This is a genomic window from Streptomyces sp. NPDC001832, from assembly GCF_040297265.1.
GTDB lineage: Bacteria > Actinomycetota > Actinomycetes > Streptomycetales > Streptomycetaceae > Streptomyces.
Window position 1 is genome coordinate 78,735 of the sequence record NZ_JBEOYU010000016.1, and the last position, 20,694, is coordinate 99,428.

The following is a 20,694-nucleotide window of genomic DNA, read 5'->3' on the forward strand; positions in this document are numbered from 1 at the left end:
CGAACAGCATGAGTAGCTACCTTTATGTCGCCGCTGTCCCCCAACCTCCCCATGTAGTCGCACATTCCCGCGGTCTGCGCCGGCGGGGTATTGCCCGTCCGTACGGTGTGGCCGGGTGTGGCGCATGAGTGTCCTGCGGCACACCCGATTTCGTCGGTATCTGTTCGGCCAGGCGGCGTCGATGTTCGGTGACAGCCTGGTCCCGCTGACGATCGCGTTCGCGGCCCTGGATGTTGCCGGGCCCGGCGGGCTCGGCGTGGTGCTGGCCGCGAACCGGATCCCGGTCGCGGTGCTGGTGCTGGCCGGCGGGGCGTTGGGCGATCGGTGGCCGCGCCGGGGGCTGATGGTGGGGGCCGATGTGCTGCGATGCGCTGTCCAGGTCGCGAGCGGTGTGCTGCTGGTGACCGGGCAGGCCGGACTGGCGGAGCTCGTGGTGTTGCAGGCGCTGGCCGGGGTGGGCACCGCCTTGTTCGTCCCGGCCGCGTCGGGGCTGGTGCCGTCCCTGGTCGACGAGGATCAGGTGCAGGCGGCGAACGCCGCGCTGGGCATGGTCGGCAACGTCAACAAGGTGCTGTCGATCTCGGTGGCGGGTGTGCTGGTGGCCAGCGTGGGGCCGGGGATGGCGCTGCTGGTCGACGCGGTGACGTTCGCGGTGAGCGCGGTGTCGCTGGCTGGGCTTCCGATTCCCGCGACCGTTCACCGTGCTGCCCGGACAGGGTTGTGGCGCGAGATCCGGGACGGTGCCCGCCTGGTCGTCTCGATGCGCTGGCTGTCTGTCCTGCTGGTGTACGGGGCCCTCTTACAGGCGTTGGTGATCGGCCCGCACATGGTCGCCGGGCTGCTGATGGCCGAGCGGCACTACGGCGGTGCGGCCGGGTGGGCGGCGATCGGTGTGGTGCAGGCGGTGGGCTCGATCGTCGGTGGAGCGGTGGCGATGCGGTGGCGGCCGCACCGGCCGCTCGTCGCCGGACTCGCCGTCGGCTTCCTGATGGTGCCCTACCTGGTCGTCCTCGCCCTGGGCGGCCCGTTGTGGCTGGTGTGCGCGCTGGCCGTGCTGGTCGGCGGGCAGGGATCGGTGTATCTGGCGGTGCAGGCCGCGCAGGTACAGCAGCGGGTGCCCGACGCCGCCCGGTCGAGGGTGGCGGCCTGGTCCCAGATGGGCAATCTGGTGGCTCTCCCGGCGAGCCTGGCCGTGACCGGGCCGCTCGCCGCGCATCTGGGTGGCGGCCCGGTGCTCCTCTTCGCGGCGGGATGGCTGACGCTCTCCACCACGGTGGTGCTCGCCAGCAGGGCCCTGGACACGTCCGCGAGTTCCGGCGCGGGTGCCGGGGTGCCGCCGGGGGCGGCTGCGCGCGCCCAGTAGGGGCCGCACACGACAGGTGCCGGGGTCCGCGTCGGGGAGAACGCGGACCCCGGCACGGTTATCGCCTGGGCGGTGCCTTGCACACGGGCGGGGACTTCTCGCGGCAGGGCCCGGAGGGTTCTGCCGTGTCGTAGGCCAGCCGCCAGGCGTCGGCAGGGTCGGGGACGTGCACGGTCAGCGCCTGCCGGAGCAGGTTCCGCAGGCGGTCGAGCATCAGGTGTGCCGGATCGGCAGGTCGCGCAGGGTCGCATCCGGTCGGCCATGCCGGTGGAGGTAGTCGACCGAGTAGCGGGCGGCCCGCCGCTTGATGGTGCCGTGGTTGTAGGTGTCCAGGCAGGCGGCGAAGCCGTCGGCGATGTACCTGCCGCCCATCGTCCAGATGTCCTCGTGGTTGGAGTTCAGCTGTGCCGGTGAGTAGTTGCGCTTGATGTTCGGCACCACGGCGACCTTGGCTGCGGACAGCTCGGCGACGCCGCGGAGCATCTCCTCGTAGCTGTCGGCGCCGAGCACGTAGTCGGTCTCCACCACGTCGAATCCGGACTCGTGTGCCCGCTGGTACTTGGCCAGATGCTGCTCGAAGGTGATCGAGCCCTTCTGGTGGCCCCACTGCCGAAGGCGTTCGGCGTCGTTGACGCACTCGATGGTGCCGATGAAGCCGTGGCAGCCTGCCTCGCGCAGCTGGTCCATCGCCGCTCGGGAGTCGATGGCGTAAGTGAACGGGAAGAAGGCCGCGTTGCTGAATCCCTGGCGCCGGTACTCGGCGATCAGCTTCAGCATCATGGCCAGCTCGCGGGCCTCGTCCGGCTGGCAGCCGGTCGTAATGTTCACGCTGATCAGCTCTGCGCGGTCCCAGCCGCGGCGGTCGTAGTCGCCGGCCAGGGCGGCGACGTGCTGGGCGATGTAGTCGCGCGGCGGCGGTGTCCAGGAGCCGACCTCGTTGCGATTGCAGCCCAGGCAGCCCCCGGCGCACGTGCTGTAGGGGCTGACGATCGCGGCGGTCGGCAGTTCGGCCAGGTCCGGGCCGACCCGGCTGTAGTAGTGGTTTGAGGCCCCGAATATCCCGGCATGCAGCAGCGGCCGGGCCAGCACCTCCCCGGTCGGTTTCCACACGATCTGGCATCCGGGGCCGCCGTCGGGGTCGCGCTCGAACCAGATCGGTGATGCCGGTGCGTGGTAGGGGATGCAGATGGTCTGAAAGTTCCGCTTGCCAGTACCCGGGTCGGTGTAGACGAGGGTGTAGGTGCGCTGGTCGCGCTTCTCGGCCGTGTCGCAGCCGACGAAGCCGATCGCGAGGCTGAGCAACTGGGTGCGCGAGAGGCTGGTGTCCGGGTCCGGCAGGTGCGCGTCGTCGGCGGGGGGGTAGTCGCTGATGAAAGCGCGCGCCCGGCAGAACCATTCGGTCAGGCGGGCCGTGATCTCGGGGTCGCTCGTCTCCAAGGGCTGCCGGTTGCGCACCATCAGCGGTAACGACGCGGGAGCCATGCCGACCTGGTCCGTCCCAGAGAGAGTCATCGCACTCGTCCTTTGTGTCCGGGGCGCCACCACCGGCGCCGCTGCCGTGCCAGTCCACCCCGCCCAACAGGCCAGCCGCAGGAGTGCGGAGTGGAGCGATGCGGAGCGGAAGGGAGCGGACCGGGAGCGGGATGTCACAGGAGGCCGTTACGCTTCCGGCACGCGAAGACGACCAGCGGCCTGGGAGGACGGATGGCGGAGGCGTCATTACTGGAAAAACTGGTGACGGAGGCGGGATTGACCTCCGGCCGGTTCGCTCAGCGCCTCAACAAGTACGCCGCGGCCATGGGCCGCCAGGAGCGCGTGCACGTCAAGACCCCCTACAAATGGATCAAGAAGGGCGAGGTACCGCGCCCGCCCTGGCCCGCACTGTGCGCACAGCTGCTCAGCCAGGATCTCGGCCGGCCGGTCACTCCTGCCGACCTCGGCTGGCCCGACGACGACACGGCCGAACACCTGTCGGCCATCGACGAGCCGACCACCTGGGACGCCGACGGGGCCTTGCGTGCCTTGCACGCGCTCACCCAGGCTGGGCCCGTGCACCGTCGCCGCTTTCTCCAGCTGCTGGGGACCTCGATCACCACACCCGCCCACGAATGGCTCCTCGCCCACCCCGCCGAGGCTGTCGCACGCACCACGGGAACCGCGATATCCGTCGAGTTCGTCGACCGCGTCGACGAGATCACCGCCAGCCTGCGCCGCATGGACGACCACGGCAGCGGCGGGGAACTGCTGGCCCTGGTCCAGGAACATCTGCGCTACGTCACCACACTGCTGGACACCCGCCGCTACACCGACACCGTCGGGCGCCGCCTGTACGCCACCGCCGCCGAGGTACTCCGACTGGCCGGATTCACCGCATTCGACACCGCCCAGCACGCCCTCGCACAGCGCTACTTCGTGGCCGCCCTGCGCACCGCCCACACAGCGGGAGACAAAGCGCTCGCCGCCAACGTGCTCGGCTTCATGTCCTGCCAGGCCAAGGACCTGGGCGGCGGCCGGGAAGCCGTACTGCTCGCCGAAACAGCCCGCACCGGCTACCCCGGCGCCAGCGGCCCGGTACGCGCCATCCTGGCCCTGCGCGCCGCCGAGGCGTACGCCAACGACCAGACCGCAAGCAAGACCCGGCGGACAACCGACACCCGCCGCGCGATCGACGACGCCTTCACCGCCCTGGACAGCACCGCCACACCCTCGTACGGCGCACCGTCCTGGAGCTACTGGATGACCGACCGCCAGGCCCACGCCCAGGCCGGATACTGCTACCTCACCATCGGCGACCACCCCCGCGCCCGCCACCACCTGCACCGCAGCCTCCAGCCACAGGAATCGGACTACTCCCGCGAACAGGCACTGCGCGATGTCCTTCTGGCCACCACCTACCAACAGCAGCCCCAACCGGACCTCACCCAAGCCCTCGTCCACGGCCACCGCGCCATCGACTCACTGACCGGCGAGGTCGACTCCCCCCGCTGCGTCAGCCACCTCGCGCACCTGGTCTCCGGCCTGGGCCCCTACCGCCGCGCCCGCGGGGTCGCGGAGCTCATCGGGCGCGCAAGGCCCGTCCTCGCCGCCGTCTCCTGATCTGCGGCCCCCTGCGTAGCCGGTGCTGGACCTACCCTGTGACCTGCCCGGCCGCCTGCGGCCTCTGTGTGACAAGAGCCCATGGAGATCGGGCGAAGGATTCGAGCGCGCCCCTGGGAGCCCCCGGGCCGAAAGAAATCAGCCATCATCCTCGTCTCCAGTGGCGCGATGACCGCCTTAGCCCTCAACAAGTACGGTCTTCCGCCCTACTGGTAACCGTTCCTCCGCTGGTCACCAGGTACCTCTGGTGACCAGCGCGGTCACACGGCCTACCCCAACCTGAGAGGACGCCCGTGGGACGACACAAGCTTGGCAAGCCCCGACGCCGCCGCCCCGACGAACTGCCCGACAACATCCAGATCAGAGAGACCCGCCCCGGAGAAGGCACGGCCTTCACCGATCTCGCCGCGCTTGCCATGGAAGGGCACGGCGACTTCGACGACCGCGAGGCCATGCGCGAAGCCATCGACGAAGGCGGCCCGTTCACCAGCCAGTTCCAAACCGGACGGTTCGTCTTCCTGGTCGCCGAACACACGCCCACCGCGCGCATCGTCGGCATCTTGTCCAGCATCCCGCCCCTGTCCGTCCTCAGCGGCATGGAGCGCAGCGGAGCAGACTCCGTTGCCCTGGGAGCCACCGCCATGGCTTACGTCAAGCTCCGTGCTCTGGCCGTCGCAGACGACTACCGCCGCCAGGGCATCGCCTCCGCCCTCCTCACCAAGGCCTTGGCAATCCACCGTGATCACCGCGCGTTCTTGGCGTACGGGCAGTTCACCGCAGGGGACGCCACCCTGGCCCGGTTCTACCGGCGCCACGGGTTCGCCATTCACCCCCCGGGCGAGCCAGTCATCCTCCCTGGCAGTTCCAGGCACCCCGACGTCGGCGCCTCACCGCTCCCCGGCGAGCAGATGTTCTCCCGCACGATCTAACGCCGAGGCCTTGGCACGGGAGTGCGGCGCCTCGTGACCGCTCACCGCGGCCGCCGCGGTGAGCGGTCACGCGCCGAGGAAGAGCTCAGGCAACCCGGCCAGCATCTCCAGCGCTGCTGCGTAGTTGGTCCGGGCCGAACGGGCCGGACTCACCACCATCACGCCGGCCACCGCGCCCCGTCTGGACCGCACCGCGTGACCGCCCCCGACGATCGAATGCTCCCCGAGGGCCTTTCCCAGTGTCGGGGCGGACCACCTCCCGCACCCGCCCTTGATCGCCTGGTAATTTGCTCGCCATGACCCATCCCGGCGCCGAAGGTGCGCGCGAAAAACTGCTTGTGAACCCCTGAGCTACGCCGCGACCTGCGGATCCGTGCAGCCGAGCACGGGCTGAACATGCAGGATGCCGCCGCCTCGTCCCTCGCGCTCTGGTACGACACCCCGACAGCACCCGAGGTCGAGGTGCGCGGCGCGAAGTCGTGGGGTGTCTTCCTGCCCGCCGGCGGCCCGGACCGATTCACCCCGAGTGGTCCGACACTCAATTGTCGTCTGTCTGGGACCGGCAGGCGTGCGTGCCCGGATACTGTTCGGCCATGACCGCAGCCCCACATGAGGCAGTCCTCGGTGCGTTCGGTTCTATCCGTCGGCAGCAGCAGGAAGCCGAGCGGGAGACGACGCGGCAGATCAGGGAGTACGTCACAGCTGGAGCAGGCGCGGCTGTTCCAGCATCCGCGATCCACCAGTTGACCGGCATTCGACGCGACACGGTTGAACGATGGCGGGCGGCGCATCGCGCCGGACGTGCCAGTGGCCGACCCGGGCCATGCCCGGACTGAGCACGCCGATTAGGGCCGTGTTGGCCCCATGGACACGAACACCGGCGCCTACGCTGTCCGTTGTGACGTTGAACCAGGATGAACGCGAAATTCTCCGTTTGATCACCGAGGCCAGTGAACCGGTCGCGGCTTCGGATTTCTTCCACATCATCTACCCGCCGAACTTCGACGTGAGCGTCGGCGAGGAGCACCCGGACAGGGTGGTGTGGCAGGCCCACCAGTTCGACTTGTACCGAGCGCCGATCGAGCTATGGCCCGACCTGGTCGAGGTGACCGACGCCGGCCGGGCCGCACTGACGTAGACCATCAGTCATCTCGCCTGCACAGGTACCCTGCTGGGCGAGCCTCGCAGCCCTTGTATGAAGCCTGGGCCGCAGCTTCTTGCTGAGGAGCCCTTGGTCGAGGTATCTACCGCGGTGATCGGGGCACGGAGCGTACCCTCCCGGGCGTCTGCACCGTTTGTCCGGTGTGGAACACGACAACCCGTTGCATGAACTGTCCAGTTGTATCGACCAGCACAACAAGGCTTCGCGTGCGGCGCGTAAGCTGTGGGCTGCGGCCGAGGAGGAGAGCCGCAGGATCGGACACTTAACCGGCGTACTGCTGGCGGAGGGAATCGCCGCGGCCGAGATCGGCCGTCTGCTCGTCGCGGTGGACGACACCAGCGATGCGCCCGCGGGACTGACATCGGCTGCTGCCGCCTCCCAGCCGCACGCGTTCCCAGTCTCCCCCGACACAGCCGAAGTGGAAGAGAACGAGCAAACGCATGGCCGGGTCCCGACTCAAGGCGACCACACGGCACAGCAGCCACCTGTCGAGAAGCCGTGCGACCAGGCTCGGGCACTGGAAATCGTACGCAGTGTGCGCTGGCCCTCCGGCATCACGGTAGGAACCCTTATGCGCGTGCTGGCCTCCGAGGGCCGGACGACCACCGACGAACAGGTCCGGGCCTGGTTGAAGGATTGGAGCACGAGCGGTGAGATCATGCTCATCGGCGCCGAACGATACCTGCACAGCGCACAGGCAGCGCACAGTCCGACACTCGCCACGGGAGAGCACGCTCCGCTGCTGCTGCGCCGTGCCTACCAAATCGTGTCCGGGGCACCGCGTAAGGAGATGACAACCCGTGACCTGGCCGCCGCGCTGGAGGAGAACGTCAACGTCGTCGGCGGCGAACTGTGCGGCATGCTGCGCGAGGTCGACGTCATCCGGCCCAACCGCGGAAAGGTCACCTCGCGCTACGGGAACGGACCGACAGGACCACGCATGCCCGGGTATACAGCTGAGACGCTCGGGCAGGCCATCTACGCGTACAACGAGCGCGTGACGCGCAACCAGCAGCCGGGCACCACCTCGAAGGTCAACTCACCAACACACGAACAGGCCACACTTCCCAATATCGCAGACGGCAGCCGGTCCGAGACAGCTCGGGAGCGGGCACTGGAAATCATCGAGGAGACAGGCGTCGTCGGCATCAACCACGCCACCCTGGTCCACCGACTCGGACAAGAGCACTACACGGTAGTGGATGCCCAGGTGCGCACCTGGCTCACCCACTGGGCAGACGCCGATGTGCTGCGTCAGCTCCGCGACGGCTCCTACATGAGGGCCGGACTGCCCGCCGTTCCCTCACCGGCAAACGGCCAGGACTCAGTTCCCGATCTCCTGCTCCGCGCCTACGACGCCGCCCGCCAAAGTGATCAGGAAGTAGTCTCCAGCCAGGCTCTGTTCGCCACCCTGCAGCAGCAGACGCCGGTCTTCCGCGATGCCTCCGACATGGCCGGCCAACTCGTCAGGCTCCTGACCCGCGTCAACGTCACCCGGCCCGACAAGGGCCTGGTCCGGACCCACCCCGGCCAGCCGCGCGTGCTCGGCTTTAAGGCGGCCACCCTTCAGCAGGCCATCACGGCCTACAGGGCTGAACCATCCCGCGTTTGAGCGACGCAGTCACTCAAACTCAAAGCATGACCCCAGGATGGTGCCCCGGAGGACCGGCCAGGACTCGATTGCCAAACATTGCTGGCAGAAGGCGGTCGCCTTGTTCCAGCGAACTGCACATCAGAACCGGCAAGTTCGGCAAGGACTCCCGCCGGACGCCCTACGGAGTCCGCATGACGCACGAAAGCCCCACCGCCGCGCCCGTGCTGATCACGCGGGCCGAGTACCACGCCGACTGGCACGCCTACATCGACGACCCCGCCCGCGGCCCGCTCGGATCCCAGGGGTCACCTCGGCAGACAGCCGGACCGTGCAGGCGCATGGGTGGCAGCTGACCGTCACGCGAGCGCGCTTCGGTCAGCAGCTTCCAGACCGCCTCGTGCTCGCCGTCGTCGGTAACGTTCGACGCGGAGACCGGTCGTCTGGACGTCGTCCCGCGCAGATGGCACGGCGGTGGAGGACACCACCGGCGGGGCCTCTTTCAACAAGTTGCGTTACCGCTGCCCTCTTGGCCAACCTTGGCGGCTTCGCCGAGGCGCCGCCCGGTGGTGAGCTGGCCGGCGGCCACGAGGTCGGCGTGATCCAGTTGAGCAGCGTGGCGGTCAGCGTGCCGCTGGCGATGAGGACGAGTTCCCTGTGCGTGGCATCCACGGCGGCGCTCCCTGCGAGTTCGGGTCAGTAACGTGAAGGCGCCGAGGAGCGTCCAGGGCCTGGGCGCGGGCCGCTGAAGGGGATCCTCGGCCAACCACTCCGGCCATGGTCGCTCATCGACCATGGCCGGTGGAATGCCGAGCACGACGTCCCTTCGGTGGCGGACAAGGTGATCAAGCTGCTCCAAGGTCGATGAGGGATGGGACGGCTGTAGTGGCGCCATTACGGGAGGCTTGCAGGGCTGCGTGGGCGGCGAGGACTGCGTGCAGGCCGTCGTGGAGGGTCGCCTTGCGGTGGCTGTGGCCGAGGAGCATGTCGCGGAAGGCTTCGTGTTCGGCGATCAGGGGTTCTTGTTTGGGTATCGCGTAGCGGGTGACGTCGCCTTCGGTGACGCCGCGGAATGCGGCGAGGGCCTCCCAGTGGGTGTGGGTGGAGCCGTTGGCCCAGTAGGTGAGGTCGGTGGTGAGGGTGTCGGCGGCGAGGATGCCGTGTTCGCCGGTGACGATGGTGGTCCGTTCTTTGAGCGGGGAGACCCAGTTGACTTGGTGGTGGGTGATGGTGCCGTCGGTCAGCTGGCCGAGGGCTGCGAGGAGGTCTTCGTGGGGACGGCCGCTGCGGTGGGCGGTGCGGGCAGCGATCGAGGTGTAGTGGGTGCCAGTGATCCATGCGGTCAGGTCGAGGTCGTGGGTGGCCAGGTCGTGGATGACTCCGACGTCGGTGACCCGTACCGGGTAGGGGCCGGTACGGCGGGTGGCGACCGAGAACACGTCCCCGAGCTGGCCGGCTTCCAGCCGCTGGCGTAGCGCGATCAGTGCGGGGTTGAAGCGTTCGATGTATCCGACGGCGGCCGGGACTGTGGCGGTGTGGAATGCCTGGGCGAGCCGCCGGGCTGAGTCGGGGTCACTTGCGAGCGGTTTCTCGATGAGGGTGGGGACGCCGGCTGCGGCGAGGGCGATGCCCAGCGGTTCGTGCAGCAGCGTGGGGCAGGCCAGTACCGCGTAGTCGAGGCCGATCCGTAGCAGTGCGTCCAGGTCGGCGACAATGGGTATGCCGTCGGCGGCGCGGTAGCGGTCGCCGTGTGGATCGAGCGCGCCGACCAGTTCGGTGCCGTCCAGGGTTCGCAGGACCCGGGCGTGGTGGCGGCCCATCCGGCCCAGTCCGATCAGTCCGGCCCTCAGCGCGTTCATGCGGCACGCTCCGCGGCTTGGGCCAGTGTGGTCACGGCCTGGGCGACGTCGTCGATCTGTGTGGTGGTCAGCCCGGTGTGGACCGGCAGGGACAGCACCTGGTCGGCGGCGGCGTCGGTGTGCGGGAGGTCGATGGCGGTGGCGTAGGCGAGTGAGCGGTGGAGCGGGATGGGGTAGTGGACGCTGGTGGCGATCCCTGCCCGCTGCAGATTGTGGGCGAAGGTGTCGCGGTCGCCGAGGCCGGGGCCGATGCGCACGGTGTACTGGTGCCAGACGTGACCGGCTCCCTTCGCTGTGGTGGGCAGGGTCAGCCCCGGCAAGTCGGTGAGGTGTTTGCTGAGGTGGGAGGCGTTCGCTCGCCGGTATTCGGTCAGGGCCGGGAGTCGGCGGAGCTGGCTGCGGGCGATGGCGGCGCTGACATCGTTCATCCGGGCATTGGTGCCGACGATTCTGTGGTGGTAGCGCCGTTCCATGCCCTGGTTGCGCAGCAGTCGCAGCGTGCGGGCCAGAAACGGGTCGGCGGTGGTGATTAAGCCGCCCTCGATCGACTGCATGTTCTTCGTCGGATAGAAGCTGAAGCAGCCCGCGGTTCCGAAGGTGCCGGCCGGTCGTCCGCCGAGTGTGGCGCCGTGGGCCTGCGCGGCGTCCTCTACGAGAGCGAGACGGTGCCGGCAGGCGAGCTTGGTGAGGTCGTCCATCGCGGCGGGGTGTCCGAAGAGGTGGACGGGGATGACTGCGGCGGTGCGGGGCGTGATCGCGGCCCGGACGGCGTCGGGGTCCAGACAGAAGGTGTCCGGGGCGATGTCGGCGAAGACCGGCGTGGCGCCGGTGAGCCGGACCGCGGCGGCCGTGGCGGCGAAGGTGAAGGAGGGCACGATGACCTCGTCGCCGGGGCCGATGCCCAGGGCGAGGAGGGTGAGCCAGAGTGCGGAAGTCCCGGAGTTGACCGCGATGCAGTGGCGGCCGTCGACCAGTTCGGCGAACTCGTCCTCGAACGCGGCGACTTCGGGGCCCTGGACTAGGTGGCCGGATTCAAGGACGCGGACGGCAGAGGCGATGTCGTCCGCGTCCAGGCGCGGCGCGGCGACCGGGATCGGTGGTGTGTTCACGAAGGGGGTCCCTTCCGGTGGACGCCAGGCGCCGCGACCGGAAGGGGCGGCGGGGCGTCAGGTCTGGGTGGGGGCGAATCCGTGGTGCAGGTAGAGGGTGGTGTTGTGGCTCAGGGCGCGGGCGCAGGCGTGGAGGCGGCGGGCCATGTGGGGTGGGAGGAGGGTGTCCCATTCCTCGGGTGCTGCCAGCGTCCACTCGGTCAGTTCGTCGTTGTCGAGGCGCACTTGTTGTTGGGCCTGTTCCTTGGTGGTCAGGCCGCCGTCGAAGATGAAGTTGACGAGCGGGGGGCGGCCGTCGGGCTGTTCGGGTACCCAGTCGACGACCAGCAGCCGGCCCGGGGTGAGGTCGATGCCCAGCTCCTCCTTGATTTCGCGCTGGAATGCTCGCCTCGGGTCCTCGCCCAGGTCTAGCCCGCCGCCCGGGACTTCCCAGTAGTCGCGGTAGGACGGTTTCACCAGGAGGAACCGTCCGGCCTTGTCGCGGATGGCCGCTCCTGCCCCACCAATGATCTTGGGGAGGGTGGCGTAGTACTCGGCGGGAGGCAGATGCGCGGTGCTCATGGAGCGGGACGCTATCCGTGCCGCTCGCACAGCTCGGAGAGCGTCACCTGTCTGGCACAGAACAGTGACAAACTGGTGTGATTCTCACTCCAGTGGCCCGGGCTGGTGTTCGGCGGCCAGTTCGTCGCCGTCGCGCCGGTAGGTACGCGGGCAGTCGGTGCAGCGCAGCGCCGCGTCCAGGGAGTGGCCGCACCGGCATACCCAGCCGACCTGTCGAGCGGGGTTTCCGATCACCAGGCCGTGGGCGGGGACGTCGCGCATGACGACTGCGCCGAGCGCGACCAGTGCGTGCGGGCCGACGGTGACGCCGGGCGCGATGACGGCCGCAGCACCGATCGTGGCCCCGGTACCGATGGTGACGGGGTGACGGGTCCAGTCCTCGGGGCCCTTGCGCCGCCCGTCGGGGGTGGTGGCCCGCGGGGCCGGATCCTCCAGGACGAGCGCGCCGGGGCAGATCATCGCCTCGTCGCCCACATCCGCACCGAATACGTTGGAGTAGTTCCCGATCTTCACGCGGTCGCCGATGGTGCTGCCGGCACCGATGAAGGATCCCTTGCCCAAGGTGCAGTCGGCGCCGACAACCGCGCCGTCGGCGACCTGGGACTGGTGCCACAGACGTGTGCCTTCTCCGACGCTCGCTTCGGCGTCGAACCACCCCAGTTCCGGGGGGTCGGAACGGTGGTCCTGATGCACGGGAGCGCTCCTGTCGGTGGCGGGCAGGCGGCTGGCCAGGTCGGCGGGAGTGGCGGCGTCGGAGAGGGTCGGGCCGGGGACGGCAAGGCCGGTGGCCCGTTCGACGGTCACTGCCAGGGTGAGCCGGTCCAGAGAGTCGAGCCCGAGGTCGCGGAAGTCGGTGTCCGGCCCCGGAGCGGTGCCGGGGCGGATGTGCCGGAGCGCGCCCAGGACCTGCTCCACGAGGCGCTGGTCTGCGGCGGTCACCGCAGTGCCTCCAGGCGGCGGGCGAGCGCGAACAGCGACGGTACGGCTTCGATGACCGGGGCCCGGTCCCACAGCCGCCGCATCGCGGCGCCGGCCTTCGAGTCCTCTCCCAGCAGGGCGCGCAGCGCCAGGCTGGTGAAGGCGGTGAACTCGGCCTGCTGGGAGAGCGAGAGGTGCCCGCCTCCCTGCAACAGGTGTTCCAGCAGTCCCCGGGCAGCTCCTTGGGCGAGGACGTCGTCGATGTGCGGGGCCGGCATTGGCCGCTGTGCCCGGTAGGGGTGGGTGTCGAGGCTGCCCGGTGTGGTGATCTCGTCGGCGACGAGCTCGGCCAAGCGTGGGGCCAGCAGCACCCCGCACCGGTAGGTGGCAGTGGCCAGCAGGATGGACGGTTCGCCGGTACGGCCGACCAGCGGCAGGTGGTCCAGGGTGTAGGGGCGCAGCCCCGTACGGGCGTCCTGGAGGGTGGCCGCTCCGAGGCGGGGGTCCATGAGCGCGGCGGAGTCGGTGGCGAGCACGGCGACCTCGTCCAGGCCGGGGGGCTGGTCGGGGTCGGCGTCCAGGGTCAGCCGGTTCGTTCCGCCGAGATACAGGGTGCCGTCCGTACGCGTGACCAGGTGGGTTCCGCAGGCGAACGCCGCGTTCGGCGTGCGCACCACGTGTTCCAGTTTCATCGCCGGGGCGTTCAGACGGGCGCTGACCCCGCGGCCGGCCAGGATCGGGGGCACGCCCACTGGGTGGCCCCGATCCGGCAGCAGCCCTGGGATGCCGCACCCTGCGGCCAGGACCACATCCCGGGCCCGGACCGCTTTCCCGCCCCTGCAGGACACGGTGCCCGCACCGACGGCTGCGGCCGGCTGGGATATCCAGGTGGCGCGGGGGTGCTGCTCGATGGCCAGGGACAGAGCTTCCATCAGGGCGGCACTGTCGACGCGGGCCTCCGTGGGCAGCCACAGGGCACCCGCCGAGGAGGCGGGCGCCCGCAGGCCGGGGATGCTCGACGCCTCGTGCTCCTCGGCCTGGTGCCCGGCTGCCCGAGCCGCTTCGGCGATCGGCTCCAGGCTGAACCGCCGCCCGGCCGGGGCGAGCACCCACGTTCCGGCCGGTGCCTGGACCTTCTGGCCGCCCATGGCCCCGATCCGCTCCAGCCACGCCGGGTAGGCGTTGTGGGCGGCCAGCCGCTCGGCCGTCTCCAGTCCCGCCCGCTGCGCGTCGTGGTGCGGCTCCAGTTCGGAGAATGTGGAGAGCATCGCACCGGCTGCCCGTGTGCCCTGTCCGCGGTGTGCGCCGGTCCGCGGTCCCACCAGGGTCACGTGCACGCCGCGGTGCAGCAGCTCGACGGCCACCGCGAGACCGACGACACCGGTCCCGACCACTGCTACGTCCGTGAGCTCAGGCATCGTTGCGCCTCCCCGCCGCGGCGTCGGCCAGGGCCTGGTGGGCGGGGGCGGCCGGGTCGAAGGTCGCTTTGGCCTGCATGATCCAGCGCCGGGTACCGTCCGCGAGGCCTTGCTGGTGTCCGAGTGCGGTACGGCCGTGAGCGATACGCCTCTGGTCGACGACCAGCAGCTGCCCGCGTCCCAGGGTGAGCGCGACGGTGGTTTCCGCCAGCGCCGCGGCGAAGCGTTCCAGCACCGCGGCGCGGCCGGCATTGCGCGGGTCGCGGATCATCTTCGCTGCCCAGCGGACCCAGACCGGCTGTCCGTCCTCGTTGTCCTCCAGCACAGGGAACGGCATCCAGAGCTCCCCGACACCGCACAGGCCCTTCGCCTGCCCCTCGAAAAACACCGGTTCCCGCAGCGCTGCACGGTCGGCCTCATCCAGCCGGGCCACTGCAGCTCGCAGGTCCCCCAGCAACGAAGCGCCGCCGCCGGCCGGGTCGGCTCGGAGCACCAGCAGACTCGTGTACTCCGGGACGCATTGCACGTTCGGGGCGTCGATGTGCAGGGCCTGCGCGCCCGTACCGCCGAACGACGCCCTGTCCTTCGCCGAGCTGGTCTCCTCCCCGATCCACAGCCGGCCATCCCCCTGCCGGATGGAGAAGAACGGGCGGCCGAGCGCGGCCAGCACACCGGCGGCGGCCACCTGCAGCTCCTCATCCCCCAGCGTGGCGGGCAGCGCCAGTAACGCCCAGCCCGGCGAGGACAGGCAGCCACGGTCCAGTCGCTCGGCCAGTGCTCCCAGCAACACCTCCGCGCCACCACCGGTGAGCACGCGGCGGGCGGCCTCCACGTTCCCCGCGCTCCACCGATGCTCTTCCATCTGCGTCGTGCAAGCCGCGGCCAGCGAGACCGCGAGCGTCCTCGGCAGCACCACCCGAACCGGATCTTCAACCCGCGTCATCACGCACCTCATTTGTCTCGTGGACCGGGCCCGCTGCCCGGCCCCTCCAGGACAGCGCCGCGACCGGTCAGGGGACCAGAGGGACGTGGGGTGGATGCGGTGGAGCGGGTGCAGGACACCGGTGCGGTGCAGCCCCACCAGGGGGTGTAACTACACCGGCCAAGCCTCATCACCCCCTGCCAGGGCAGGGGATCCCGGTGCTAACGTCCGATCAGGAGCCGTACCGCAGCGGGGGGATCCCGGTGGACCGTGAGCCAGAACCGAACCCATTACGCGACGAGCTCGCCAGACTCGGCTGGGGCCCCGAACAGCTGATCGCCCGGGTCAACCAGCACCGGGCCCGGCGCGGCTCCGTTCCGCTGCACTGCAAGACCGGCTACCCCTGGATGCGCGGCGACCGCCCCTCCGCAGACGCGATCGGCGACGTCCTGGCCGTCCTGTCGCAGTACACCGGACGCCAACTCACCCCGAGCTCCCTCAACTGGGACCGGCCACGCCAGCGCCGCAGAAACCGGGCCGCCCTGGACAACCCCTACGAAGCCACCGCCGAAGAACTGCTGCGCGAGACCCAGGGAGACACCCCCATGCACCGACGCTCCTTCATCCTGCTGTCCGGAGCCGCCGCCACCGCACCGGCCCTGGACCTGCTCATGGGAGGAGCGCCCGCACTCGCCGCAGCCCAGGACGGAGACAAAGTGTCCCCGAAGCTGGCCGGAACGGTCGAGCACGCCGTCCGGCAAGCACGGGAACACGACGACAGCGAAGGCAGCGCCTCCACTCTGCTCTGGGCAGGCGGAATCTGGCAGAACGTCGGCAAGCTCATCGCCGAAAGCCGCTACGACACCGCCGAAGCCATACGCCTGCACACCGCCTACATCGAGATGAGCGAAACCTACGGTTGGATGCTCTTCGACGCCGGCCGCCACCCCGCAGGCACAGCGCGTCTACCAGACCGGCCTGCGCGTCGCCCGCGAAGCCGAGCACGCCCCCGGCATCCACCACGCCACCGTCAACCTGCTTGCCTCAGCCGCCTACCAGGAATCCTGGCTCGGCCAGTACCACGAAGCCGCCACCCTGCTGGAAGTCGCAGAGAACCGCAATCCGCAGGCCCTCACCCCGCGCCTGCGCGCCGTGCTGGAGATGCGCCGCATCGCACTCGCCGGCCAGCAAGGCGACACCGAGGCGCTGCACCGCGCCGACGGCCAGGCACGCACCCACCTCGCCGCCGCCCACGACAGCGAAGAACCCTGGTGGACACTGTGGCTGGACTCTGCCGCCATCGACGCCCAGACCGGCCGGGCCCTCCTCGCCGCCCACCACCCCGACCTCGCCGAGCCCTACCTCGCCGGCCGCACAGTACTCACCGGCGACAGCTACCCCCGCGACCGGATGCTCTTCGCCAGCGAACTCGCCGACGCCCGCTGCAGACCGGCGACATCAACGGAGCCTGCACCGCCGCCCGCCACGCACTCACCCTCGCCCAGCACGTCGGCTCCCACCGCGTCCACCACCACCTGGACACCGTCACCACCACCCTGCGCCACCACCACGGCAACCACCCCCGCGTCCGCACCCTGCTCACCGATCTGCCCCACGCCGTGTAGGCCTCCGCGTACATGCACTGCGTTGTGCACCTGAACTGCTGTCCTGCGAAGCCCTCGGGGCTTGCTTGAGCCGTGTGCGCTGTGAGGCGCACGCACGACCCTGCCTGCTGCTACGTGACAGCACGATCGCAGCCCAGAGGTTATGCAGGACGCGTACGGAAAGGCTGAGACATGGACCTCGACGAACTTCAGCGCCGCGCCCTGCGCATCCATGACCTCTACGACGAGCTGAACCTGAGGGAACGTGGCCGGGTGTGGACACGCGAGGAGTTCATGCTCGGCTTCGTCGGGGACGTCGGCGATCTGGCAAAGATCGTTATGGCGCAGGAAGGCGCCCGTGACATGCCGAACGGCCGTCCCGCCCTGGAGCACGAACTCGCAGACTGCCTGTGGTCCGTGCTGATCCTCGCGCACCTGTACAACGTCGATCTGAACGCCGCGTTCCTACGCACGCTGGACGAGCTCGACCAGTCGATCACCGCGCGAGGAAGACGCGACGCCGGGCCGGCGTGACCGAGTGGCGGGCGCCTGTCCTGGATCACGAAGATGGACGGCAGTTGACGGTCGAGCCGACCTTGAGTGACCTGTGCCAGGGCAGAGTGGGAGAGCGGCGACGACCCGACGCTCCTGACGAACCAGGAGGGCCGGGTCGTCGACGGGCTCGCCCTGATGCGCGCCCTCCCGGCGAGGGGCTGACAACTTGCGCGGCAACAGCGTCTTCTCGGGATTGCGGGTGCCCGTCCTGACTGCTGAGGACGTCCGTCACCGGCCCCAACGACGTCCTGCGCTACGGTTCCGGCCGGCCACATCTTCCTCGGCTGGGTGCCGCTGTCCTGAGCAGCGCGTGTTCAGAACAGAGCGCGGACCGGCAGGCGTCGCGGTACTTCGACGCCGCCCGTTTCGGTGATCTCCAGCCCGATCACCGCCACGGCGACCGAGGCCGTCACCAGACTCGCCATCGTGCCCGACCCGAACACTTCCGACCTTGCCTCCGAGGACTCCCCTGCCGGGACAGGCCGGACGACAGCCAGCACCGGCCGCGTCCGCTTCCCCCTCGTACGGTGGGCGCTCGCCCCGCGCACGACGTGGCAGGCACGACGCCTGGCCGCCGACTTCGGCGAGGGGATGGACGCCCGTACCGCGTGGGCGATGGCCCGCCTAACCCGCCATCCGGATGAGCACGCCTATGCCATGGCCCATCTGGACGACGAACGCCGGGCCGCGGACTGAGCAGAGCTCAGGCGTCGGCCTTTGCCCCACCGGCTCCCTCGCCGGGCGCGGCGCCGGCCCCGCGTGCAGCCTGGTCGTCGGTGGACCACAGTGCGCGTGCGAGGAAGTACAGGGCCACCATCCCGGCATAGATGAACGCGCCCCAGCCCAGGGTCAGCACGAAGACGTTCGCGTCGGTGCGAGGCGAGCTGTAGGCCACGCCCTGTCCGGTGGTGAACAGCCACGGGAACCAGGCTGAGCGGACGAAGCCCGGGTCGGCGTGCCGGCCGCCTCCCTGGAGCCACGCGAGCAGGGGGACCGTTGCGAAGCCGATGCTGGCCAGGCAGTACATGAAGGCGAAGAAGTCGTTGGCGATGAACTGGTGGCCGTTGGTGATCCCGAGGTAGGCGACCCCGGGCAGGAAGAGCGCGGCTGGCACCCCGTAGCCGAGCACCTCGCCACGGTCTCGGACCTTTCCTGCCGCCACGCTCTCCCCCTGCTGTCGACGTCTCATCCGGCACCGTACCGGCCGCGCACTGTCGGATCTGCCGATCGGCGGGAAGGCAGCGGGGCGGGGCCGGCTACTCGCGGCGCGCGAGGTCCAGCCGTGTCCGCCCCGACCCGCTCTGCGTCTCGCCTTGATCCGCCATGGTCGCCACCGTACTGTCGGTTGCCACGAGAACGTCAGTGGGTCTGCCACGGATATGTCAGTGGGTCACCAACTGCGGTGGAGCCGAGTGGTACGCGGACCATGCTCTCTCTTGGGGCGCCGATCTGACCGCGCCTGGTGTTGGTGATGAAGCCGAGGCGTCGGTAGAACGCGTGCAGCCGGACCAGGTCCCCGCCGAAGGTGTCGCTTGGGCTGAGCGTCATCGGTACACCGCGTAGGTCGGCTGCGGCGGTGATGTGTTCCATGACGCGGGTGCCGAGCCCGTTCCCTCGTTCGCTCTCCGGGAGGAGGATCGAGAAGAGCACGAGATACGGGCCGTGGTCGATTCCCAGTTCAAGGCGCACGCCCGGGTAGCTGGTCCGTATCTCCTCTGCCAGGGCTCGGCTCATGACTCCTGCGCTTGGTCCGTCACGTGGTGCTGCTTTCGCGTTGGGTGGTCGGTGGATCTTGATGCGGCGGGTCAGGCGGGGCCGCCGTCCTCGGGCAGGACGATGATGCGGGTGCCGTTGGGCGCGGTCTGGCCCAGGAGACGAAGCTCGTCGGTGTTGCGGATGAAGATGACGATGCCCTTGAGCTGGCTTCAGTCGCCGGCGGTGGCAGGTCCGGTCCAGGCATACGCGGCCTTCCTCGGTCAGTGGGCAGACGTTCCGTTACCTCAGCAGTCCCGCCTGATAGTGCTGATCGTGGTGCTGGACCGCTTCCTGGGGAAAGGCGCGGGCCATCCAGCCTTCCGGTGCGCCGACCTGGCGCAGTGTCCTGATCTGCTGGTCGTAGTCGCGTCCTTCGGGGCTGGCGTGGACGCGCAGGTAGAGGGGGTCGTCGTTGCCGGTGGTGTGGCCGTCGAAGTAGAAGGCGCAGGTGTGGTTCCACTGGTAGGGGGCGTCCGGTTCGGCGCAGTGGCAGAACCGGTGGGCCACGTGCACCGGCAGGCCCCATCGCGGGTGGCACAGCCCTTGCAGGAGCTGGTCGTGCCAGCGGGCCCGGGGGTGTGCGGTGCGGGCGTCGATCTTCCAGCTGTCGCCATCGTCCCAGCACTGGACGCGGTAGAAGGCGGTGACGGTGTGAAAGAGCGCGATGCGTCGGAGCAGAGCGCTGCCCACCGCGGCCCGCCTGGCCCGCGAGCCTTCAAGGCTGGGATAGTCGTTGAGGTAGCCGGTTTCCACGGGATCGAGGTGCGGGATCGTCCACAGCGGTCGCAGACCGTTGTCTTCGCACCAGTGTCGGTGCCGGCGCTCGATGTCGTCCCAGCCCTCCGCCAACCCCCTGGGCAGAACGAGCACGAGCGTCGCCTCCTGCGGATCCGGGCGGACCACCGAGGTAGCGGAGAAAAGAGCGTCAGGGTCCTCCCGTTCCTCCTTGATCTCAAGCCCCTCCCACCATGCATCGCGAGCCCGGGCAACAGCGTCGCCGAAGAACCACAGGCCGTGCTCGCTGCGCGTTCCGAAGACCAGGTGATACACCGCCTTCTGCCCGGGCTTTCTGGCGACCGGCACCGACTGCACGAACATGCCGGTCTTCTCCCTCAGCCGCTGGGCGTACTGGGCTGCCACGATCTCGTCCACGTCCGCTTCGGCCGGCTCGTCCGGCCGGAAGTACTCACGCCACCATCGGCCGCCGCACGCCTCATCGAAGCGCTCGGAGGAGCGTTCCAGACCGCGGGCGGACCGGGCATTGCCTCCCAGGCGCCGTACCGCGTCCATGCTGAAGTTCATCAAGAACTCGGTAGGCTGCCACAGCCGCGGAGTACTACGCCGCTGGTTCAGCGTCTGAACGATCCGGTCGAACGGCAGCCCCAGGCCGCACGGATCAAGGAACAGGAACAGCGGGAGCCCTTCGGCAACCCGCAGAACCTCGCCCAGAACTCCGTCCACGTCGCCGTGGTGCACCCTCGCGTCTACGCCCAGGGCGCGGTAGTGGGCAGCAACCAGGTCCAGACGGGCAACGGAATCGGGTTTCTGCTCCACGAAGAAGCAGTTCCATAACAGCGCGTTCTTCTCCAAGTGATGAGCGGCCACCTGCATCGCGATCTCCGCAGAGCCGCGGTCGCCGCTCTCGTACCGCCCCTCGCCCGCATAGCCGTCGAGGTACACGACCTGGTGCCGACCACGCGAGCCGGTCATCCCGCCGAAGCGGGGAATGTACTGGCCCAGCAGCTTGTGCTTGAGAACACTCGGCAGCGCCTGCGAAGCCCAATAGTCCTTGTCCGTTCCCGTTGCCATGACTTTCTCCCCCACCTCAGAATCCACTGTGATAACCGATATT

At 69.5% G+C, this 20,694-nt stretch carries 21 protein-coding genes and 1 pseudogene; 10 read left to right on the top strand and 12 right to left on the bottom strand.

Features of this window, described 5'->3' with window-relative positions; translation table 11 throughout:
• Positions 1-124: 124 nt before the first annotated feature.
• A complete protein-coding gene (locus tag ABT115_RS15765; RefSeq protein ID WP_351789213.1) occupies positions 125-1,363 on the top strand; it encodes an MFS transporter in 1,239 nt (412 codons plus the stop codon).
• 213 nt (positions 1,364-1,576) lie between these two features.
• Here the strand turns inward: ABT115_RS15765 and ABT115_RS15770 are convergent, their stop codons facing one another.
• The gene (locus ABT115_RS15770) at positions 1,577-2,875 is read right to left on the bottom strand and encodes a radical SAM family protein (RefSeq protein ID WP_351789216.1); all 1,299 of its coding nucleotides are present in this window, start codon (positions 2,873-2,875) and stop codon (positions 1,577-1,579) included.
• A gap of 222 nt (positions 2,876-3,097) precedes the next feature.
• On the opposite strand from ABT115_RS15770, the gene ABT115_RS15775 reads away from it, so the two are divergent.
• Positions 3,098-4,459: an NsdA family TPR-like regulatory protein gene (locus ABT115_RS15775; protein ID WP_351789219.1), complete on the top strand. Its 1,362-nt coding sequence runs from the start codon at positions 3,098-3,100 to the stop codon at positions 4,457-4,459.
• Between the two features lie 293 nt (positions 4,460-4,752).
• The gene (locus ABT115_RS15780) at positions 4,753-5,388 is read left to right on the top strand and encodes a GNAT family N-acetyltransferase (protein ID WP_351789222.1); all 636 of its coding nucleotides are present in this window, start codon (positions 4,753-4,755) and stop codon (positions 5,386-5,388) included.
• 66 nt (positions 5,389-5,454) lie between these two features.
• On the opposite strand, the gene ABT115_RS15785 is transcribed toward ABT115_RS15780, so the two are convergent.
• Positions 5,455-5,580, bottom strand: coding sequence for a hypothetical protein (locus tag ABT115_RS15785; RefSeq protein ID WP_351789225.1), 126 nt, complete (start codon positions 5,578-5,580; stop codon positions 5,455-5,457).
• Positions 5,581-6,286: 706 nt separating this feature from the next.
• Between ABT115_RS15785 and ABT115_RS15790 the strand changes: the two genes are divergently transcribed.
• The 4 genes from ABT115_RS15790 to ABT115_RS15805 all read left to right on the top strand — a co-directional run bounded on the left by ABT115_RS15790 (position 6,287) and on the right by ABT115_RS15805 (position 8,844).
• Entirely contained in the window at positions 6,287-6,526 is a 240-nt protein-coding gene (locus ABT115_RS15790; RefSeq protein ID WP_351789228.1) for a hypothetical protein, read from the top strand.
• A 166-nt stretch (positions 6,527-6,692) separates the two neighbouring features.
• Positions 6,693-8,162, top strand: coding sequence for a hypothetical protein (locus tag ABT115_RS15795; protein ID WP_351789231.1), 1,470 nt, complete (start codon positions 6,693-6,695; stop codon positions 8,160-8,162).
• Between the two features lie 173 nt (positions 8,163-8,335).
• A complete protein-coding gene (locus ABT115_RS15800) occupies positions 8,336-8,497 on the top strand; it encodes a hypothetical protein (RefSeq protein WP_351789234.1) in 162 nt (53 codons plus the stop codon).
• Between the two features lie 173 nt (positions 8,498-8,670).
• Positions 8,671-8,844 carry a hypothetical protein gene (locus ABT115_RS15805; protein ID WP_351789237.1) on the top strand — a complete coding sequence of 58 codons (174 nt, stop codon included), beginning with the start codon at positions 8,671-8,673 and terminating at the stop codon, positions 8,842-8,844.
• 142 nt (positions 8,845-8,986) lie between these two features.
• Here the strand turns inward: ABT115_RS15805 and ABT115_RS15810 are convergent, their stop codons facing one another.
• The 6 genes from ABT115_RS15810 to ABT115_RS15835 form a co-directional block, all read right to left on the bottom strand.
• Complete coding sequence (locus ABT115_RS15810) at positions 8,987-10,000, bottom strand: Gfo/Idh/MocA family protein (RefSeq protein WP_351789239.1); 1,014 nt, start codon at positions 9,998-10,000, stop codon at positions 8,987-8,989.
• On the bottom strand, positions 9,997-11,109 hold the full coding sequence (locus ABT115_RS15815; RefSeq protein WP_351789242.1) for a DegT/DnrJ/EryC1/StrS family aminotransferase: 1,113 nt from the start codon (positions 11,107-11,109) through the stop codon (positions 9,997-9,999). Before ABT115_RS15815 ends, ABT115_RS15810 begins: the two co-directional genes overlap by 4 nt.
• 57 nt (positions 11,110-11,166) lie before the next feature.
• Positions 11,167-11,670: an NUDIX domain-containing protein gene (locus tag ABT115_RS15820; protein WP_351789244.1), complete on the bottom strand. Its 504-nt coding sequence runs from the start codon at positions 11,668-11,670 to the stop codon at positions 11,167-11,169.
• Positions 11,671-11,754: 84 nt separating this feature from the next.
• Positions 11,755-12,609 carry a phosphopantetheine-binding protein gene (locus ABT115_RS15825; protein ID WP_351789246.1) on the bottom strand — a complete coding sequence of 285 codons (855 nt, stop codon included), beginning with the start codon at positions 12,607-12,609 and terminating at the stop codon, positions 11,755-11,757.
• Positions 12,606-14,006, bottom strand: a complete 1,401-nt coding sequence (locus tag ABT115_RS15830) for an NAD(P)/FAD-dependent oxidoreductase (protein ID WP_351789248.1) — start codon at positions 14,004-14,006, stop codon at positions 12,606-12,608. The genes ABT115_RS15825 and ABT115_RS15830 overlap by 4 nt, the downstream gene beginning before the upstream one ends.
• Complete coding sequence (locus ABT115_RS15835; protein ID WP_351789250.1) at positions 13,999-14,949, bottom strand: TauD/TfdA family dioxygenase; 951 nt, start codon at positions 14,947-14,949, stop codon at positions 13,999-14,001. Before ABT115_RS15835 ends, ABT115_RS15830 begins: the two co-directional genes overlap by 8 nt.
• Before the next feature lie 957 nt (positions 14,950-15,906).
• Here ABT115_RS15835 and ABT115_RS30895 point away from each other — a divergent pair.
• Positions 15,907-16,314, top strand: a pseudogene (locus ABT115_RS30895) (XRE family transcriptional regulator); the annotation flags it as partial.
• Between the two features lie 8 nt (positions 16,315-16,322).
• On the opposite strand, the gene ABT115_RS15845 reads toward ABT115_RS30895, so the two are convergent.
• Positions 16,323-16,544 carry a hypothetical protein gene (locus tag ABT115_RS15845; protein ID WP_351789255.1) on the bottom strand — a complete coding sequence of 74 codons (222 nt, stop codon included), beginning with the start codon at positions 16,542-16,544 and terminating at the stop codon, positions 16,323-16,325.
• Between the two features lie 180 nt (positions 16,545-16,724).
• Here ABT115_RS15845 and ABT115_RS15850 point away from each other — a divergent pair, with 180 nt between their 5' ends.
• Positions 16,725-17,066 (top strand): MazG nucleotide pyrophosphohydrolase domain-containing protein, encoded by a 342-nt coding sequence (locus ABT115_RS15850; RefSeq protein ID WP_351789258.1) that lies wholly within the window; start codon positions 16,725-16,727, stop codon positions 17,064-17,066.
• Positions 17,067-17,456: 390 nt separating this feature from the next.
• The gene (locus ABT115_RS15855) at positions 17,457-17,783 is read left to right on the top strand and encodes a hypothetical protein (protein ID WP_351789260.1); all 327 of its coding nucleotides are present in this window, start codon (positions 17,457-17,459) and stop codon (positions 17,781-17,783) included.
• A 7-nt stretch (positions 17,784-17,790) separates the two neighbouring features.
• Here ABT115_RS15855 and ABT115_RS15860 read toward each other — a convergent pair whose 3' ends face one another.
• The 3 genes from ABT115_RS15860 to tcmP all read right to left on the bottom strand — a co-directional run bounded on the left by ABT115_RS15860 (position 17,791) and on the right by tcmP (position 20,651).
• Positions 17,791-18,249 (bottom strand): hypothetical protein, encoded by a 459-nt coding sequence (locus ABT115_RS15860; protein ID WP_351789263.1) that lies wholly within the window; start codon positions 18,247-18,249, stop codon positions 17,791-17,793.
• Positions 18,250-18,446: 197 nt separating this feature from the next.
• Positions 18,447-18,821 carry a GNAT family N-acetyltransferase gene (locus ABT115_RS15865; protein WP_351789265.1) on the bottom strand — a complete coding sequence of 125 codons (375 nt, stop codon included), beginning with the start codon at positions 18,819-18,821 and terminating at the stop codon, positions 18,447-18,449.
• Between the two features lie 261 nt (positions 18,822-19,082).
• Positions 19,083-20,651 carry a three-Cys-motif partner protein TcmP gene (gene tcmP, locus ABT115_RS15870; protein WP_351789267.1) on the bottom strand — a complete coding sequence of 523 codons (1,569 nt, stop codon included), beginning with the start codon at positions 20,649-20,651 and terminating at the stop codon, positions 19,083-19,085.
• Positions 20,652-20,694: the final 43 nt, after the last annotated feature.